We start from the raw sequence: 16326 nt of genomic DNA, 5'->3' as shown, positions 1-16326 counted from the left end.
TATTCTCCTTTCAGTTCTTCGTGGTGGTTGAGGTGAAATGTAGCTTAGATATGTCTTTATTTTATCGTAAGACAAGGGGTCTTGTGAACAGGAGTGTCCACAAGACCCCAACATTTATTATAGAACCTTTTTTATTGCCAGAATAGGGGGGAATTCATGGATATCAATACTTTCCAGCTGAAAATGCTGGGGAAATCTCTGGTAATGGTGACCGACCAAGATATTGTTTTCCGGCGAAAGCATGGGAGGTGGGCCCTGTGGAACAGCGAAACAGAAGATTTCTCCATCCCCTCCGTTGAATCAGGTCCGTTTTGCATATCACAGCCAAGCTGACGTTTGCCTTCTGAAAGGGGTCAAAAGGCCAGTCTGACGTTTTTTCTTTTGCCTCTTATCTGTCCCCCATTTTACCCACTAACTTTTCTATAATGGAAATAAGAAAAGGAAAGGTGGGAGCCACATGAAAAAGATCTTCATTACCATTACCGGCTGCAATCATTATCTGGGGTATGAGGTGTTCCGGAGGAAAATGGAGCTGGTGCTACGGAAGGAACTGGACAACGAATATGACAGGGAAGCCATCCGGGTGGAACTGCCGGGCATCGGCAAAGTGGGCTATGTGGCCAACAGCCCCCATACTGTGCTGGGGGATACCTGGAGTGCCGGGCGGATCTGGGATAAAATCGGCAAAAAAGCCTATGCCAGAGTGGAACTGATCACCGGCCGGGGCGTGGTGGCACGGGTGAAGAAGGAAAAGTGAAGAGGGAAGAGGAGGACGGCGGGGCCGCTTTTCCGTCTCGCGCCAGGCGTCTCACGTCTCATGCTAATGGAGACCATCTGCCGGGGGGCAGATGGTGTTGAAGGGAAACGCAGCCCCTGCGGGCTACTAACCCACCACCAGCCTTGCGGCTGGTCCCCCGCCCTTGAAAAGGGCGGATATATAGAAGAATGATGCTCTGTCGGAGAATCCCGTTGTTATCGGTTGTTGTACAGCGACGGCGTAGGGGCTGCTCGCAGGGGAGCCCTTCCCGGCCTCCGGTCGAGTCTTACAAGACATTCAGCCTGGTAAGAAGTCAGATACAGTCTCTCCAAGGGGACCTTGAGACGTTAGCTTTGTACGATTTAGATGCAGGACCGAACTGTTTGTCATGGGGCAAGCTGACATCTGACTTTTGAAAGGTCCGTAAGGTCCGTTCTGACTTCTTTCTTTCCATTTTACACCCTGAACAGCTTCCCGATTTCTTCCTCCGGCAGGGTGCGGTCAGAAGGGGCGTCGTGGGCATGGGACAGCATTTCTTCTACCCGGCTTTCCAGTTTCTGGCCGATCAGATCCTGCACCGATAGGCCCCGGAGCCGGAAAAAAAGAAAGGGATTTTCGTCGATGCGCACACCGACGCCGTACAGTACGGCGACCGCATGCTTGCACAGAGTCGCATCGTCGGGGCAGCTGCAGCGGATCTGGAGTTCCCAGGGCCGTGGGAAAAGACCGCCTTCCTGGGTAAATACTTCTGCTACTGTCGGGGGCAGTTCTCCGTTGAGCAGGGCTTCCATATTAGGGAGGGAACCCACACAGGCTTCCTCGATTTTTTTTCGGCTCTGATCCGAAAGAGGGATCAGGGTGATCTGGACTTTGTAGGGCTTGACTCGAGATCCCTGGACCAGGGCATGGATTTCTCCCGGTGCAAGACGCAGATCCAGTACGGTATCTGCCTTGAGGTACCGGCGGCCCCGGGCCAGACGGTTGCTGATATCCGAATAGGATTCGATGGCCCTGCACCAGGCTTTGCCCCACCAGTGGCGGCAGAGCTGGGTCCCGGTTACGTGGACCGGCTGATATTCCCGGCTTTTTTCACCGGCCTTCCGCAGGGTCTGTTCCGCCTGCTGCTGCAGGGCTTCGATGGTAGGCTGGGGATATTTTGCATAGGAAAATCCCCAGGAATATTATCTTTTGGCACTCATGGACTACCACCTCTTTTCCGGAAGGTCCAGCTTCATCAGATCCAGGAGCTCTCGGTCGGAAAGCTCGGTGATCCAGGTGGCGCTGCCTCCAATGACCTGTTCCGCCAGGTCTTTTTTACTGTTGATCATGGCATCGATCCGTTCCTCGATGGTACCGGCGCAGATGAATTTGTGGACGATCACGTTCCGGGTCTGCCCGATCCGGTAGGCACGGTCGGTGGCCTGGTTTTCCACGGCCGGGTTCCACCAGCGGTCGAAATGGATCACATGGCTGGCACGGGTCAGGTTCAGACCGGTGCCGGCAGCCTTCAGGGACAGGACCATATAAGGCACATAGTCTTCCCCATTGAAGGCGTCCACCATGGCCTGCCGTTTCTTCACCGGGATGCCCCCGTGGATGACCAGTCCGGGCCGTCCGAATACTTCTGTCAGGAAGGCAGACAGGGCATCGGTAATCTCCCGGTACTGGGTGAAGATCAGCACCCTCTCCCGTTTTTCGTAGATGCTCCGGCACAGTTCGTCCAGACGCCGGAACTTCCCGCTTTCCGCCTCCTGGTAGGTTCCTGTACCCAGGAACTGGTCCGGGTGGTTGCAGATCTGCTTCAGTTTGTTGAGCATGGCCAGCACCAGACATTTCCGCCTGATGCCACCGACTTCAGCGTTTTCCTGGAGCAAAGTGCGGAAATAGCTGACTTCACTGCGGTACAAGGCCACCTGACAGGGAGAAAGGGAAATGTATTCGTTCTTTTCGATTTTTTCCGGCAGATCGGAGATAATGGATTTGTCCGTTTTCAGACGGCGCAGGATAAAAGGAGAAAGAGCCGCCCGCAGCGGTTCGTAATTCCCGCTTTTTACCAGGCCTGTGGCGTAGGTGGAAAACTCTTTCCGGCTGCCCAGGAGACCCGGATCCAGAAAGTCGAAAAGGGACCACAGATTGGACAGATCGTTTTCTACGGGAGTACCGGTCATGGCCAGACGATGGCGGGCTTTCAGCCCTTTGATCTGCAGGGTCTGCCGGGTGCCGGGGTTCTTGATGGCCTGGGCTTCGTCCAGGATCACTCCGTCCCAGGGAATTTTCTGGAGCCCGGCCACACGGGGCACCAGGGTATAGGTGGTCAGGGTCAGGAAGGTGTGGGAAGTTTCCAGCACTTCTTCCAGCTTTTTGGCTGTCCGTCCGTGGAGCACAGTATAAGAGAGGGGGGTGAAACGATCCAGCTCCCGGGACCAGTTACCCAGAAGAGAGGCTAGGACCACCAGCAGGAACCGGCCTTCCGGAAGCTTTTGTTGCTGACGGGCCAGATCGGTCACGGTTTCTGGGTGGCGCAGCCGGTCCAGGAGCCTGGTCAGCCACTGGCCATGGGTGAAAGTCACCCCGTCTTGGCCGGACAGTTCCTGTCGGAGTGCCTCCGCCACAGTTGCGGTGCCGGAAAAACCCTTCAGCTGCTGGAGCAGTTCCTTCAGATGCTGGTGGTCCACTTCGATCCATTTGCCCTTGATCAGGGCCAGTCCTTCGGTACCGGACAGCAGTCTGGCAATGCGGAGTCAGGGATACCCCGTCTACGGTCAGGGAGGACTGGAGCGTCAGCAGGGTCTCAGCTCCCAGCAGGGGCTTCTCCTGGTCTCCGATTTTCACGGAGAGAGCAATCTGCTGCTTCCCCTGGCGCCACCAGTTGGGGATCCGGCAGCGGATGTCCAGGTCTTCGATCTGAGGGATGGTCTTCAGGAACTCATAGGCTTCTGGAGGTGTCAAGCCAAAGGGGTGGAAGATTTCTCCGGAGGAGATGAAGCGGCCATGGAAGGGGGATACCTGAGCCTCCTTCTCCAGGGAGGACAGCAGCTGCAGCAGCTTGTCCCAGTCTTCCCGGTATTCCTGGAGCGCATAGGAAAGCGGCATGTGACGGGCCTCTCCCTTTGCATCACAGGTTGCATAGGTGGCCAGGAAAGCGAAGGGATACGTTTCGTTCCTTTTGTTTTCCACCAGGTGGAAGTAGATCCGGTCGGTAGGGCGGAGACCACCGCTCCGGGTCTTTAGATAGTCTTCCAGGGTGCCGGAAAAATTTTCCAGATCCTGGGCAAAGACCTGATTCAGCTGCTCCCAGGCGTGATGGAGCCAGCCCGGGTCAATCCAGGTGCTGCCGGGGGCAAAGGGAACGGCGTCCAGCAGGCTGGCCTCCTGTTCCGGGGAATCCAGCTGGAAACCATCAGGGGTAAAGAAAAAATCCAGGGTTTGTGTGCGGGGTTTCATAGGTAAGGCTCTTTTATACTACAGATACTTTTATTGTAGGGAAAAGGGGACAAGAGTCAATGTTTCCCCAGTCCGCTTCCCTTGCGGCCCGCAAGGGCCGGGCTGACTTTTTTTCTTATGCCCCTTATCTGTCCGCCATTTTACCCACCTAATCTTCTATAATGGAAGTAAGAAAAGGAAGGTGGGAAAGTGGAATTGATCACTGAGCGGGGCGTGGTGGCACGGGTGAAGAGGGAAAAGTGAAGAGTGCAGAGTAAAGAGTGAAGAGAAGGACGACAGGCACGGCAAATCCATTGCGATGCCTGGTGGTTTGGAACGGAAACGCAGCTCTTGAAAAGAGAGGATATCTTGGGAAATTCTTGACGAAATAGTAAAAAATTGTGATAATATATACAGTAAACGTTAAAAATATTTAATTATCAGAAATCCAGAACAATCAGGAGGTGCTTCAATGAGAGGATATGCCATGCTGAAGATTGGGGAATCGGGATGGATTGAAAAGGAACGGCCGGTGTGCGGGCCCCTGGATGCCATTTGCCGTCCCATTGCGGTAGCCATCTGTTCCTCCGACGTCCACACCCTGTGGGCCGGAGCCATCGGAGAACGGCATAATATGATCCTGGGCCATGAATGCTGCGCCGAAGTGGTGGAAGTGGGCAGCCTGGTGAAGGATTTTAAACCCGGTGACCGTGTCCTGGTGCCTGCCATTACTCCGGACTGGAGTTCTGAAGCGGCCCAGGCCGGATGGCAGCAGCATTCCGGCGGGATGCTGGGTGGCTGGAAGTTCTCCAACTACAAAGATGGGGTGTTTGCGGATTTCTTCCATGTGAACGATGCGGACGGGAACCTGGCCCATCTGCCGGAGGGAATGGACCCGGTGGATGCCTGCATCATGTCCGACATGGTCCCCACCGGCTTCCATGCCGTGGAACTGGCGGATGTCCAGTTCGGAGATACGGTCCTGGTGATCGGCATCGGTCCCGTAGGGCTGATGGCCGTCCGGGCCTGTGCCCTCCGGGGAGCCAGTCGGATCATCGCAGTGGGGACCCGGCCGGTGTGCCGTCAGGTGGCCAAAGAATACGGAGCTGATGAATTTATCAGCTACAAGGAAGGACCCATCTTCCAGCAGGCGCTGGACCGGACCGGTGGCGCCGGAGTGGACCGGGTGTGTATTGCCGGGGGTACGGTGGATACCTTCAGCGAAGCCATCAAATGTCTGAAACCCGGCGGGCGGATCGGGAATGTGAACTACCTGGGCTCTGGGGACTATGTGAAGATCCCCCGGGTGGAATGGGGCGCCGGGATGGCCAACAAGACCATTGCCGGAGGGCTCATGCCGGGCGGCCGTCTGCGCATGGAAAAACTTTCCAGCCTGGCCACCAGCGGGCGTCTGGATCTTCACAAGGAAGTCACCCATATCTTCCAGGGGAAGGAACATGTGGAAGAAGCTCTGTTCATGATGCGGGACAAACCCGCCGACCTGATCAAACCAGTGGTTGTCTGGTAAAATTGAAACAGGGGGCACTGCTTGATGGGCAGCAGCCCCCTTTCTTTTTTTGCTGGGAGGAGTGCCATGAAAATACTCATTGTCTCCGGCTTTCTGGGAGCCGGGAAAACCACCTTTATCCGTCATCTGACGGATACCCTGCCCCAGGTGGATTTTGCCATTTTTGAAAATGAAATCGGGGAAACGGACCTGGACGCCAAGGTCCTGCGGGATGGGGACCGGAGCCTGAATGTGTACGAAATGACGGAAAACTGCGTTTGCTGCACCGGTAAGGCGGATTTTCTCACCAATCTGATGACCATCCTGTCCGCCCTGGATCCGGAAGTGCTCATTGTAGAGCCTACGGGAGCGGCCCGGCTCAGTGCCTTGATGGGGGCCATCGAGGGGCTGAAGTACGATGCCCTGGAACTGCTGCCGCCCCTAACCCTGGTGGATGCCGGGACGTTTTTCCGGGAAAAGGATGATTTCAGTGACCTGCGTTTGGATCAGATCCGTCATGGATCCGTACTGGTCCTGTCCAAATCGGAACAGCTGTCCTCTGAGGAAACGGTCGGTTACCGGCAGGCGCTCCAGAAACTGGCTCCGGAGGCGGAGATCATCACCGGAGATTACAAAAAGCGGCCTGCAGACTGGTTCCGAAGCCTGCTGGAAAAAACGGACAAGACCCCGGCAGGAGCGGACCATGTTCCCTGCGGGGAGCACCACCATCATGACCATGACCATCATCACGGAGAAGAGTCTCTGACCACGGTGACCCTGACACAGGTGTCCGTGCCCCATCCCCTGTACCTGATGCGGTTCCTGGACCTGGTGACTAAAAGCTGCTTCGGCCGGATCCCCCGGGCCAAAGGGTATCTGCCCTGTGGAGAAGAATGGGTCCGGTTCGACCTGGTCCAGGACCGGTGGCTGATTACTGGTTTCACCCCTCAGGAAGAGGCCCGGGTGACCCTGATCGGGACTCATCTGAAGGAAGAGGAGGCCTGGAGATGGTTCGCCGAGCCAGGGGGGAGGGGGTAAATTATCTGTCCCCCATTTTACCCACCTAATCTTCTATAATGGAAGCAAGAAAAGGAAGGTGGGAAAATCATGGAAAAGAGTTTCATTACCATTACCGTCTGTAATTGTTATATGGAATATGTCTTTACCAATTCTCCTACAAAACAGACTTACGGTTTAGGGGAGGTCAGCACACGCATGGAAGGAAGCTAAAGGACAATGATAGAAACAGAATTGTCGCTTACATGTAAAAATGTGCTAATATGAACATGTTAGATTCGATCAGAGGGGAAGGTAGCAGAGTATGGAACAACTTCTGGTACAGTGGTTGCCGGCCAAAGCCAGTCGGGATGATGAGACTCTTTGGCTGCCTTTATGGATGCACTTGAGGGATACCGCTTACGTCATGGGATATCTTGTTGATACCTGGCTTCCGGAGGCTACCCAAAAAGCCATCCTCCCTGATGGAGATGAAGAAAAACTCAGGAAAACAGCCGTATTGCTGGGTTTTCTCCATGATTTGGGTAAGGCCTCTCCAGCATTCTGCAGCATGCTTTTACAGCACCTGGATGAAGAAGTAGAGAATCGCCTGGAACGAAATGGGCTTTCCCTTTCTTCCTATCGTGGGTTTCCAGAACGGTCCCGCTCCCCACATGCTTTGCTGGGAGAAACTGTTTTGCTGCGGTATCAGTTTCCGCTGCATTTTGCTACTATCATTGGGGCTCATCATGGCAAGCCTCATTCTCTGGAAGATAAACATTGGGATGAGAATCAGATTTCTCCATTTTCCAAAACGTATGCGAATTATTATGACAGTGATGAACGGGAAATGGGAGCCATGTGGAAAGAAATACGGTGGGCTTTGATTAAGCAGGGGCTGCAGTGGGCGCAGCTTTCTGTGCAGGACATTCCCAATCTTACCATGCCGGCACAAGTGCTTCTGACAGGGCTCCTAATCATGGCAGACTGGATTGCCAGCAATGAGAATTATTTTCCGCTCATTTCCGTGGCTTCTGCAGGCAGTGAAGCGGAGTATCCAGAACGGGCTGAAACAGGGCTGCGCAAGTTGGATTTACCAGATATCTGGACCCCTGATGAGTATACCATGTCCGATGCACGCTTTCAGGAGAAGTTTGGATTTTTGCCCAATGCTGTTCAAAAAGCGGTTATTTCTGCCGTACAAAGTTCAGCTCAGCCAGGCATCTTTATCCTGGAAGCCCAAATGGGCGTGGGGAAAACTGAGGCGGCACTGGCTGGAGCTGATTTATTGGGAAGCCGGGCTGAATGCGGTGGACTGTTCTTTGGGCTTCCGACACAAGCAACCTCCAATGGAATCTTTCCCAGAATCGAAGCATGGGCTTCACAGGAAGCCCATGCAGAGGAAACTGTGTTGGGCATCAGGCTGGCCCATGGGGCCTCAGAGATGAATGACGATTACCGGGAGCTGTTCCACGGTACGGCGACGATGGACGAAGACGAGGAAACGGAAGGGGTTTTGGTTCATCCTTGGTTTGAAGGAAGAAAGCAGGCGTTGCTGGCCGATTTTGTCATTGGAACGGTAGATCAGCTGCTGATGGCTGCCTTAAAGCAGAAACACGTTATGCTGCGCCATTTGGGGCTGGCAGGAAAAGTGGTCGTTGTGGATGAATGCCATGCTTATGATGCGTATATGAATCAGTTCTTATATCGAGCCTTAAATTGGCTGGGAACCTATGGAGTTCCGGTCATTTTACTGTCAGCTACTCTGCCTTATGCAAAACGGACGGCTATGGTCCGTTCCTATAAGGGTTTGCGATCCACTGTCCCTGCAGAGAAAAAAGAACCCTGGATGTGCAGTAAAGATTATCCATTATTGACATGGACGGATGGACCTGATGTAAAACAGATGAAAGTTTCTCTGGGTACATCTGAACTAAAGGTAAAAATCCGGAAAATCCATGATGATGAAATCATTCCTGTTTTACAGGATCAGCTTTCTGATGGAGGCTGTGCCGGTATCATCGTGAATACAGTGAAAAGGGCACAGCAACTGGCCGTAGAACTGAAACAAAAACTGACAGATGATGAAATTATGGTGTTCCATGCCGGCTTTACCATGGAACAGAAAGCTGCTATTGAACACAAACTGCTGGAGCGGATTGGTAAGAAATCCCAAAGAGAAAGGAATCATTTTATCGTAATCGGTACTCAGGTTATGGAGCAATCCCTGGACATTGACCTTGATTTGTTATTCACAGATTTATGTCCGATGGATCTGCTTTTCCAGAGGATCGGGCGACTGCATCGACACACAAGGAATCGACCGGAGAAACTGCAGAAACCAACTTGTCTTGTAATGGGTACGGACCCTGCAGATGGCTTGGAAGAAGGAGCCAAAGCGGTGTACGGGGAATATCTGCTGATGCGTACCAGAGAACTTCTTCCGGATCAATTTTCATTACCGCTGGATATCTCAGAATATGTACAGAATGTTTATGATGAAAATTTCATCATAAATCCAGCTGCTGAAGAGAAAGCATTTGCCCAATACCAAAAGGTTTTAAAAGATAAGGAACAGGCAGCGCAAACCCATTGTCTGGAGTTACCAAGAAAATCCAAACACAATCAAAACCGGAATACGTTGGAAGGATGGCTGGATGCTACCCCGGATCTCAATGAAAAACAATTAGAGGCCAGTGTACGGGATGGAGACGAAGGCATCGAAGTAATCTTGCTCCAGCAATGTGAAGAGCCCGGCGTGTTTGTAGATGTAGCCAGCCGAAAAGTGAGATTCTATGGAGATTTGGAACCCGGCGATGACGAAGCGCGCCAAATCTATCGGCAAAAGGTCCGTCTTCCGGCTTTTATGGGAAAGGGAATATTTGGGGAGCATGTGGTCAAAGAACTGGAAAAAACTACAAAACAATGGGTACCCTTATGGCTTAAAAATCCTTTTTTATCGGGAGAACTGTTCCTGGTTTTCAACCAGGAAGGGAAAACGGAACTGGCTGGATATACGATTCGATATGATTCATTCCTTGGACTGAGTTATGAAAAGGAGAAATGAGAATGGAAGAACGTGAATTCAATCTGTTGGATGAGCCCTGGATCAAAGTGCTGCGGCCTGATTTGCAGGTGGATACCCTTTCCTTACAGGATGTCATGCTTCATGGGCAGGAATATATGGACCTGGGAGGAGAGAACGCCCTTCAAAATTTTGCAGTGTTGCGTCTCCTGATTGCTGTTGCTTATACGATTTTTTCTCGTGTCGATGAAAACGGAGAAAAAGACGATCTGGCAACTATCGATGATCTAGAAGATGCAAAGGATGCAGCCATTGATCGTTGGAGTGCACTGTGGAATAATGAAAAATTCCCAGAAAAACCGGTGCTGGACTATTTTAAAGAACATCATGATGAATTTTGGCTGTTCGATCCGAAAAGACCTTTTGGACAGGTACCTAATTTGAAGGGAACTGCCTATAAAAGTTGTAAATTGATTGGGGATATTTCAGAAGGAGAAAATAAATTACGTATTTTTAGTAATCGATCTGGAAAAGAAAAAGAATACGTGTCTTATTCAGAAGCTGCAAGATGGCTCTTGTTTATTAACTCTTTTGATGATACTTCTGGCAAAAAATCCAAAGAATCAAGAGAAGCAGGTAAAAAATTAAATTCAGTCGGTGTTTCCTGGGTAGGACAACTTGGGATGATTGAAACTGTTGGTAAAAATTTATTTGAAACGATTCTTTTAAATATGCCATTATTGGAAGACGGCGAAGAAAGTTGGCCGGGTAAAGCAAGTCCGAATTGGGAACATATGCCTAAAGCGGATGAACGGTCGGAAATTCCGGCACCAGATAATCTTGCATCAATATTGACTTTACAATCGAGAAGATTATTACTTCAAAGGAAAAATGGTCGAGTAACAGGATTCCTCCTTTTGGGCGGAGATTATTTTAGTAATGTCGGTGAAAATGGAGCTTTTTGTGAACAGATGACCATTTGGAGAATAAAAAAGAAAAAGCATTCTCCGCAGAAATTTTATGCAGGTAGAGAAATGTGGCGTGATTTTGGAAATTGTTTTGTATCAAGCAATGGCTCAAAACTGAATCTTCATTTACCCGGTATAGTGAGTTGGTATAAATTGCTTCAGAATGAAAATGTGATTGATGATACAAAGCCAGTACAATTTCGTACCTTTGCGATAGAATACACTAAGCCAAATCCTTCTGCTATCATGAATTTAAGTAGCGATTTTCTAACCTTTTATCCTATTCTTGTATCGAATAAAGAGTGGGCAATTCAAGAAGAAATAAAAAATCAAATTAGTAAATGTGGAGAAGTTGCTAAGGGACTGAATCAATTAATGGCAACGATATATATCGCAAGTGGTGGAGATATAGAAAAAGAAAAGAAATTGGATGATGGGGAAATTATGTATTATCAAGCTATTGATGAGCCATTCCGTCTTTGGTTGTTAGAATTTCATGGCGCTATATTACAAGATCCTGATGCGGTGCAAAACTTATATAAGAAATGGGAGAATACATCAAAAACAATTGCGTATCAAATTGCTGAGCTGATTGAAAGAAAAGCAGATGTACTTGCTTATAAAGGGAGGAAAATTCTTATTAATAAAAAGAATAATATTAGTAAGTTTTTCTCGGTTCCTATTGCGGATTTTAATTTTAATCACAAGCTTCATACTATATATCCAAAAGTGGGTGATGATAAGTGAATACAATTAATTTTTTGAAGAACTATGTTAACCAAAGAATTAAATATTTGCAGGCTGGGCTATCCGTGGGGAATAGAAAAGCCGAACTGGCATTGCTTCGCCATGGGGTAGGAAAACAGCCCGGGCAAAACCCTTTACTATGGGGGATGTTCCTAGAGCAGTTACCAGAAGAATTGCAAGGAAAAGGAAAGAATCCATCCCGAGCCGAATGGGCCGTCTATACTTCATTGACTTTGTATGCTTTGCATCAGCAGGGACAGACTCAATCAATGAATCAAAAGGGGATGACTTTAGGCAAAGCTATCCAAGAGCTGGTTTCCACTGGAAATCAAGATGGTGAAGAACGTATCCTTCGCCGTTTTAATCAAATGGCTACTTCTTCAGATATGATTGAATTAGCTTATCATCTGCGAAACATTATTGAATTGTTGCGTGCTAAAAATATTCCACTGGATTATGTGGATTTGGCTAGTGATTTATTTCAATATCAGATCATGGATTATCAAAATTCTGTCCGCTTAAAATGGGGACGAGATTATTATTACAACAAACAGGTGAAAAATAAGGAGGAAAATCATGACTGAAAATCTGTACGTAGATATCCATGTTTTGCAAACGGTGCCGCCCAGCTGTGTGAACCGGGATGATATGGGAAGCCCGAAAACGGCCGTCTATGGGGGAACCACTCGTGCCCGGGTTTCTTCACAGGCCTGGAAACATGCTATTCGGCAATATTTTCACGAAAATTATCCTGATGAGACGTTGGGTAAAAGAACTAAGCATATTGTTGCCCTGCTGCAAGAAGCGATAAGTGAGAGAAAGCCTGAACTATCTGAAGATGAGGCGCAAACGTTGGCAAGTAAAACCTTTGAAAAAGCAGGGTTGAAAATCAAAAGTGCTGATAAAGGTACGGATGCTTTATTCTTTATTAGTGAAGAACAAGTAAAATCTCTTGCAAAACTTGCTTTGGAAGGAATCACTGATAAAAAGAAATTACGTATGGCATTACGCGATAAACCAGCAATTGATATTGTTATGTTTGGTCGTATGATTGCTGAAGATTCCGGTGAAAGTTCTAAAATTAAACTAAATTATGATGCAACTGTTCAGGTAGCGCATAGTATCTCTACCCATGCCGTCCACAACGAGTATGATTATTTTACAGCTCTAGATGATTGCTCCAGTGAAGATAATGCAGGAGCCGGCCATTTGGGTACAGTGGAATTCAACTCGGCTACTTTGTATCGTTTTGCTACGGTAAACGTAAATCAATTGGCGAAATTTGTCGGAACAGAAACGGCTAAGGCCGTGCGGAATTTTGTAGAAGCTTTTATCTACAGTATGCCTACCGGTAAGGAAAATACGTTTGCCAATCGGACATTGCCCAATGACATCTATATCGCAGTACGGAAAGATCAACCCGTGAACCTGTGCGGTGCTTTCGAAAAACCGGTCCAAGCCGGACAGGAAGGGTATATCAAGGCTTCTGAGAAGGCTTTTGCCGCATATGCTGATAACCTGTATCAGCAATATGATAATGCTCCCGAAAAAGCGTTTGGCATGGGGGATGGCTGTCCTGAACCGGTTGAAACGGCTGTAGTTCCGGCTGTCCTGGACGGCCTGGAAAATTATCTGCAGGGAAAGCTGGAGAATGAAAAATGAGCACGCTCCTTTTACGGCTTGCTGCTCCGTTGCAATCCTGGGGAGATGATTCTAAATTTAGTACTCGCAGAACTTATGAAATTCCCACTAAAAGTGGAGTGATTGGATTGCTTGCAGCAGCATTAGGCAGAGCAAGAAATGAAAGTAATATCGATTTAGTGAATTTGAGAATGGGAATACGAGTTGATCAACCTGGAGCTCTTTTGGATGATTTTCAAATTGTTCGATGGAAGGAGGATAAAACGGAGAAATCTGAAGTAACAAAACGATATTATCTGTCAGATGCCGTATTCCTGGTGGGAATGGAATTTCAAGATAAAGTCTTTTTGGAAAAACTCCAGGATGCTTTGTTTCATCCTGTTTATCCCCTTTTTCTGGGGCGCAGATCGTGCCCACCTTCTTATCCGCTGGTGCTGGGCATCAGGAATTGTTCCCTCCGGGAAGCGTTGGAGCAGGAACCCTGGCTGGTACAGGAATGGAGACAGAAACGTCTGTCCGGGAAACTTCGCCTGGTATTGGAAAACGATGGGGAGGGGACTGCAGTCCTTCATCGACTGAGAGATGTACCTGTATCTTTCAACCCGGAGCGGCGTGAGTATCAGTATCGATATATTCAAGAAGGCGGATATGTGGAACGTTCCAGGGAACAGGAAACGGAACATGATGCATTTGGAGAATTGGAGTGAGTGCGAATGTATTATATGTCAAGGATGAGACTGGATCCTACCAAACGGAAAACCATGATTGCCCTGGCTGATCCCAATTTGTTCCATGGAGCCATTGAACATGCCTTTTCTGGGGAATCAGGTCGGACGCTTTGGCGAATCGATGCATTAGGAGGTAAGATATACCTTCTTCTGGTCAGTGAACAGAGACCCATGCTGCAGCATGCTGTGGAACAGTTCGGCTTTCCGCAGGAAGGAAACAGTTGGGAAACCAAAGAATATGATGGCTTTCTGGAGAAAGTCACCGAAGGCAGCCGTTGGCATTTTCGGCTGGTGGCTTTTCCGACCCATAGTGTACTGGTGGGAAAGGATACCCAGGGTAAAAGGGGTAAAGTATATCCCCATGTAACTCCGGAATATCAGAAAAAATGGCTGCTGTCCAGAAGCGAAAAACATGGCTTTTCTCTGAATGAAGATGAATTCCAGGTCGTACAGGACCGATCATATTTTTTCCGAAAGTCCTATGAACCCAAACACAGAGTATCCCTGCTGTCTGTGACCTTTGAAGGAATCTTACAGGTCACGGATCCGGGGAGGTTCCGGGCATTATTAACCGAAGGTATCGGCCGGGGTAAAGCCTATGGACTGGGAATGATGACTATCGCAGGTAAAATCCAATGACAGATATACCTGGTATTAAACAGCCGGAACTGAACGCACTTCCGCAGATTGGAGACCGTATGACTTTCATTTATGTGGAGCATGCGGTCATCAATCGACGAGAAGGAGCCATTACTGTAACAGATAAAGACGGCATCGTTTATCTTCCAGCAGCTGCTGTTTCTGTATTGATCCTGGGACCCGGCACGGATGTTTCTCATCGGGCCATGGAATTGATTGGTGATGCCGGTGTCACTGTTGTCTGGACCGGGGAACATGGGGTGCGCTATTATGCCAGCGGCCATCCCCTGACTCACCGTTCCGGAATGTTGGTGGAGCAGGCCAGACGGGTCAGCAACCAGAGGCTTCATTTGGAGGTGGTGAGAAAAATGTATCAGCTGCGCTTCCCTCACGAAGATGTGTCCACACTAACGTTGCAGCAACTTCGTGGTCGGGAAGGCAGCCGCATCCGAAATGTGTATCGGGAGTGTTCCAAGAAGTGGAATGTGCCATGGAATGGAAGAGATTATAACCCGGAAAATTTTGAAGCCAGTGATACCGTGAACAAAGCTCTTTCCATGGGACATGCCTGTCTCTATGGATTAGCGCATGCAGTGATAGCCGCTTTGGGATGTTCTCCTGGTCTGGGATTTGTTCATGTAGGACATGACTGTTCCTTTGTTTATGATATTGCTGATTTGTATAAAGCAGAGATAACCATTCCGGTTGCCTTTGAAGCAGCTGCTCAAAATGTGGATGATTTGGAACGGACTGTTCGACATCGGGTAAGAGATGAGATGGTAAAGGGCCATATTCTGGAAAGAATGGTCCATGATATTCAGTGGCTCTTGAAGGATACGGAAACTGGCGAGGAAAAAATCCAGGATGCAGTCTACCTGTGGGACAACCGATTGGGCAAAGTGGCCAATGGGAAACAGTACCATGAGATGGCAGGAGAAAAATCATGATTGTGGTTACTGTTACCAATTGTCCGCCCAGCCTGCGGGGTGATTTGACAAAATGGCTCTGTGAAATCAATACGGGCGTATATGTAGGGCGTGTTTCAGCCAGAGTGCGTGAAGAACTATGGAAAAGAATCTGTCAGCATCTCAAGAACGGGCAGGCAACCATGGTTTTCAATGCAGCCAATGAGCAGGGGATGGATTTCTATACCTGGAATTCTACCTGGAAGCCGGTGGACCTGGATGGTATCAAACTGATGCTACATCCATTGCCGGGAAATCCGATGAATGACTCTCATGAGAATCGTGTTAGAAGCAACGCAGGGCTACATATTTTTTTGCGAAGGAAGGCTGCTAAACAGAATCGGTTCGAAGCATTGCGCAATTATACGGTGGTGGATTTAGAAACTACTGGATTGGATCCCCTGCAAAATGAAATTCTTGAATTCGGAGCGGTAAAAGTCCGAAAAGGGGAAATCATCGATCGGTATGAAAAGTTGGTGCACGTTTCAGGAGACGTTCCAACTGTAATTTCTCAGATTACAGGAATTACGACAGAGCTAGCTCTGCAAAAGGGAGAGTCTTTAAAAGAAAGTCTGATAGAATTCCTGGAATTCATAGAAGGGGAGCAACTGCTGTTTTATAATGTTCCATTCGATATGGGATTTCTGGTGCAGGCTTGCGGAATTTGTGATTTACCTGTTCCGGAAAATCCGTGTATCGATGTGTTGAAAATGGCGCATAAAAAGTTAATAGGGATGTCCAATTATAAATTGAATACCCTGGCGGAGCATTTTGGACTGGATAAACAGAAACACAGGGCATTGGCAGATTGCATCTTGACACAACAGGTATTTTTAAAGTTAAATGAAATAGGATTGTAGTGCTATGAGAAATGGCGTATTTTGGGCATTTTTTTAGTGTGGACCCCGCGCATGCGGGGATGATCCTTTC

Annotated in this window: 15 protein-coding genes and 1 CRISPR repeat array (1 of these 16 only partly in view); of the genes, 12 read left to right on the top strand and 3 right to left on the bottom strand. The window is 48.9% G+C overall.

All coding sequences use genetic code 11. The features are described from left to right. The first annotated feature begins 156 nt into the window (after positions 1-156). The gene (locus tag ACTUHY_RS01435; protein ID WP_442826319.1) at positions 157-333 is read left to right on the top strand and encodes a hypothetical protein; all 177 of its coding nucleotides are present in this window, start codon (positions 157-159) and stop codon (positions 331-333) included. A 124-nt stretch (positions 334-457) separates the two neighbouring features. Next, positions 458-757, top strand: coding sequence for an HIRAN domain-containing protein (locus ACTUHY_RS01430; RefSeq protein WP_442826318.1), 300 nt, complete (start codon positions 458-460; stop codon positions 755-757). Between the two features lie 455 nt (positions 758-1212). Here ACTUHY_RS01430 and ACTUHY_RS01425 read toward each other — a convergent pair whose 3' ends face one another. From ACTUHY_RS01425 to ACTUHY_RS01415, 3 genes are all read right to left on the bottom strand, one after another. Next, the gene (locus tag ACTUHY_RS01425) at positions 1213-1566 is read right to left on the bottom strand and encodes an SWIM zinc finger family protein (RefSeq protein WP_442826317.1); all 354 of its coding nucleotides are present in this window, start codon (positions 1564-1566) and stop codon (positions 1213-1215) included. A 393-nt stretch (positions 1567-1959) separates the two neighbouring features. Then, entirely contained in the window at positions 1960-3210 is a 1251-nt protein-coding gene (locus tag ACTUHY_RS01420) for a DEAD/DEAH box helicase (protein ID WP_442826326.1), read from the bottom strand. Then, complete coding sequence (locus ACTUHY_RS01415) at positions 3185-4201, bottom strand: SNF2 helicase-associated domain-containing protein (protein WP_442826316.1); 1017 nt, start codon at positions 4199-4201, stop codon at positions 3185-3187. Before ACTUHY_RS01415 ends, ACTUHY_RS01420 begins: the two co-directional genes overlap by 26 nt. A 451-nt stretch (positions 4202-4652) precedes the next feature. Between ACTUHY_RS01415 and ACTUHY_RS01410 the strand changes: the two genes are divergently transcribed. The 10 genes from ACTUHY_RS01410 (at position 4653) to cas2e (ending at position 16256) form a co-directional block, all read left to right on the top strand. Next, positions 4653-5708 (top strand): NAD(P)-dependent alcohol dehydrogenase, encoded by a 1056-nt coding sequence (locus ACTUHY_RS01410; protein WP_442826315.1) that lies wholly within the window; start codon positions 4653-4655, stop codon positions 5706-5708. A gap of 66 nt (positions 5709-5774) precedes the next feature. Beyond that, the gene (locus ACTUHY_RS01405) at positions 5775-6725 is read left to right on the top strand and encodes a GTP-binding protein (RefSeq protein ID WP_442826314.1); all 951 of its coding nucleotides are present in this window, start codon (positions 5775-5777) and stop codon (positions 6723-6725) included. 283 nt (positions 6726-7008) lie between these two features. Further along, a complete protein-coding gene (gene cas3, locus ACTUHY_RS01400; RefSeq protein ID WP_442826313.1) occupies positions 7009-9750 on the top strand; it encodes a CRISPR-associated helicase Cas3' in 2742 nt (913 codons plus the stop codon). Positions 9751-9752: 2 nt separating this feature from the next. Further along, a complete protein-coding gene (gene casA, locus ACTUHY_RS01395) occupies positions 9753-11423 on the top strand; it encodes a type I-E CRISPR-associated protein Cse1/CasA (RefSeq protein ID WP_442826312.1) in 1671 nt (556 codons plus the stop codon). Next, the gene (casB, locus tag ACTUHY_RS01390) at positions 11420-12007 is read left to right on the top strand and encodes a type I-E CRISPR-associated protein Cse2/CasB (RefSeq protein WP_442826311.1); all 588 of its coding nucleotides are present in this window, start codon (positions 11420-11422) and stop codon (positions 12005-12007) included. Before casA ends, casB begins: the two co-directional genes overlap by 4 nt. Further along, positions 12000-13085, top strand: coding sequence for a type I-E CRISPR-associated protein Cas7/Cse4/CasC (cas7e, locus tag ACTUHY_RS01385; protein WP_442826310.1), 1086 nt, complete (start codon positions 12000-12002; stop codon positions 13083-13085). Before casB ends, cas7e begins: the two co-directional genes overlap by 8 nt. Next, a complete protein-coding gene (gene cas5e, locus ACTUHY_RS01380; protein ID WP_442826309.1) occupies positions 13082-13771 on the top strand; it encodes a type I-E CRISPR-associated protein Cas5/CasD in 690 nt (229 codons plus the stop codon). Before cas7e ends, cas5e begins: the two co-directional genes overlap by 4 nt. Before the next feature lie 24 nt (positions 13772-13795). Continuing rightward, positions 13796-14431 (top strand): type I-E CRISPR-associated protein Cas6/Cse3/CasE, encoded by a 636-nt coding sequence (cas6e, locus tag ACTUHY_RS01375; protein WP_442826308.1) that lies wholly within the window; start codon positions 13796-13798, stop codon positions 14429-14431. Continuing rightward, the gene (cas1e, locus tag ACTUHY_RS01370) at positions 14428-15378 is read left to right on the top strand and encodes a type I-E CRISPR-associated endonuclease Cas1e (protein ID WP_442826307.1); all 951 of its coding nucleotides are present in this window, start codon (positions 14428-14430) and stop codon (positions 15376-15378) included. Before cas6e ends, cas1e begins: the two co-directional genes overlap by 4 nt. Continuing rightward, the gene (cas2e, locus tag ACTUHY_RS01365; RefSeq protein ID WP_442826306.1) at positions 15375-16256 is read left to right on the top strand and encodes a type I-E CRISPR-associated endoribonuclease Cas2e; all 882 of its coding nucleotides are present in this window, start codon (positions 15375-15377) and stop codon (positions 16254-16256) included. The genes cas1e and cas2e overlap by 4 nt, the downstream gene beginning before the upstream one ends. A gap of 38 nt (positions 16257-16294) precedes the next feature. After that, a CRISPR array of direct repeats spans positions 16295-16326; the repeat unit is 28 nt; unit sequence GTGGACCCCGCGCATGCGGGGATGATCC (it continues 2678 nt past the right edge of the window).

Origin of the sequence: Acidaminococcus nyctereutis, from assembly GCF_052216985.1 — a bacterium.
Classification (GTDB): domain Bacteria; phylum Bacillota; class Negativicutes; order Acidaminococcales; family Acidaminococcaceae; genus Acidaminococcus; species Acidaminococcus fermentans_A.
The sequence above is the reverse complement of the archived record's forward strand: the minus strand, read 5'-3'. Positions and strand labels throughout refer to the sequence as shown.

Coding starts and splice junctions, on each gene's coding strand:
- ACTUHY_RS01435 (WP_442826319.1), top strand. CDS start 157: ATGGATATCAATACTTTCCAGCTGAAAATGCTGGGGAAATCTCTGGTA.
- ACTUHY_RS01430 (WP_442826318.1), top strand. CDS start 458: ATGAAAAAGATCTTCATTACCATTACCGGCTGCAATCATTATCTGGGG.
- ACTUHY_RS01415 (WP_442826316.1), bottom strand. CDS start 4,201: ATGAAACCCCGCACACAAACCCTGGATTTTTTCTTTACCCCTGATGGT.
- ACTUHY_RS01410 (WP_442826315.1), top strand. CDS start 4,653: ATGAGAGGATATGCCATGCTGAAGATTGGGGAATCGGGATGGATTGAA.
- ACTUHY_RS01405 (WP_442826314.1), top strand. CDS start 5,775: ATGAAAATACTCATTGTCTCCGGCTTTCTGGGAGCCGGGAAAACCACC.
- cas3 (WP_442826313.1), top strand. CDS start 7,009: ATGGAACAACTTCTGGTACAGTGGTTGCCGGCCAAAGCCAGTCGGGAT.
- casA (WP_442826312.1), top strand. CDS start 9,753: ATGGAAGAACGTGAATTCAATCTGTTGGATGAGCCCTGGATCAAAGTG.
- cas7e (WP_442826310.1), top strand. CDS start 12,000: ATGACTGAAAATCTGTACGTAGATATCCATGTTTTGCAAACGGTGCCG.
- cas5e (WP_442826309.1), top strand. CDS start 13,082: ATGAGCACGCTCCTTTTACGGCTTGCTGCTCCGTTGCAATCCTGGGGA.
- cas6e (WP_442826308.1), top strand. CDS start 13,796: ATGAGACTGGATCCTACCAAACGGAAAACCATGATTGCCCTGGCTGAT.
- cas1e (WP_442826307.1), top strand. CDS start 14,428: ATGACAGATATACCTGGTATTAAACAGCCGGAACTGAACGCACTTCCG.
- cas2e (WP_442826306.1), top strand. CDS start 15,375: ATGATTGTGGTTACTGTTACCAATTGTCCGCCCAGCCTGCGGGGTGAT.